Here is a 1,328-nt window from a genome sequence, read left to right as displayed (position 1 = left end):
GGGTCTTGCGCCGTTGCGCGAAGGCCGCGTCGGCCACCGCGAACACCCGCGTGCGGTGCGCCTCCCCCAGGTCCCACGGCGGGTTCTCGTACGCGTCGATCCGCACCAGCCCCGACTCGACGTTGGGTACCGGCCAGAACACGTTGCGTCCGACGGTCCCGACGCGCCTGACGGTGCCGAAGAACCCGGACTTGACGCTCGGGACGCCGTAGACGCGGGACCCGGGGGCGGCGGCCAGCCGGTCGGCCACCTCGAGCTGCACCATCACCAGTGCGGTGCGCAGCGTCGGCACCTCGGCCAGCAGGTGCAGCAGCACGGGGACGGACACGTTGTAGGGCAGGTTGGCCACGAGGGCGGTCGGCCCGGGTTCACCGAGATCGGTGCCGCGCACGGCGAGCGCGTCGGCCGTCACGACGGTGAGGTTCCCCGCGAGTTCCGGGGCGCGCTCGGCGACGGTGGTGGGCAGCCGCCCGGCCAGGAGGGGGTCGATCTCGATCGCCACCACGCGGCCCGCGGCGTCGAGCAGCGGGAGCGTCAGCGAACCGAGCCCGGGGCCCACCTCGACGACGGTGTCGTCGCGCCCCACCCCGGAGACCGTGACGATCCTGCGGACCGTGTTGGCGTCGTGGACGAAGTTCTGCCCCTTGGACTTGGTGGGCTTGAGGTCCAACTCCTCGGCGAGCGCGCGCACCTCGTGGGGGCCGAGGAGATCGGCCTGTCCCCGGAAGGTCGCGTCCGGACCGGTCAGCGCAGGCCCAGCTTCGAGGTGCAGGCGGGCCAGGCGCCCCAACCCTGCGACGCCCGGACCTTCTCGGCGATCGCGATCTGCTGCTCCCGGGTGGCCAGGTGCGCGCTGGGGGCGTACTGGCCGCCACCGTGGCCGGTCCACGTGCTGGGGGCGAACTGCAGGCCTCCGGAGTAGCCGTTGCCGGTGTTGATGCTCCAGTTGCCGTTCGACTCACACTGGGCGATCGCGTCCCACACCCCGCCGTTCGAGACCGCGGGAGCCGAGGGGCGGGGCTTGGTGCCCACCCGGACGACCGCGGCGCGGGGCTCGGTGAGGACCGTCTCCGCGCCGCGGGCGCGCTCGGTCTCCACTCCGTTGACCCGGGTGACGGTGTAGCGGACCTCCCGCTCACCGGGGGCTCCGGGTTCGACGACCGTCCGCTCGCCCTCGGTCGCCTCGGGATCGTCTGTGGCCTGCTCGGGGACCTCGAACGGCTCGACCACGGTCTCCTCGGCGGTGGTCACGCGGGTGACGATGACCTCGGTGCCGGGGGTGGCGGGCGCGTCGGCGGGGGGCTCGACCGTGTCGAGCGGTCCGAGGG

General features: G+C 73.8%; 2 protein-coding genes. Both read right to left on the bottom strand.

Annotated features, from left to right (window positions below; all coding sequences use genetic code 11):
- Positions 1-748 (bottom strand): 16S rRNA (adenine(1518)-N(6)/adenine(1519)-N(6))-dimethyltransferase RsmA (gene rsmA, locus IY392_RS11320; protein ID WP_194861274.1); only part of this gene is annotated, 748 nt, incomplete at its 3' end.
- On the bottom strand, positions 745-1,328 hold a 584-nt coding region (locus tag IY392_RS11315), incomplete at its 5' end, for a resuscitation-promoting factor (protein WP_194861273.1). The genes rsmA and IY392_RS11315, both read right to left, overlap by 4 nt.

The sequence above is a fragment of the Dietzia sp. SYD-A1 genome, from assembly GCF_015356725.1.
Classification (GTDB): Bacteria; Actinomycetota; Actinomycetes; order Mycobacteriales; family Mycobacteriaceae; genus Dietzia.
Note: the sequence above shows the minus strand (reverse complement) of the source record. Positions and strands in the feature narration are given on the sequence as shown.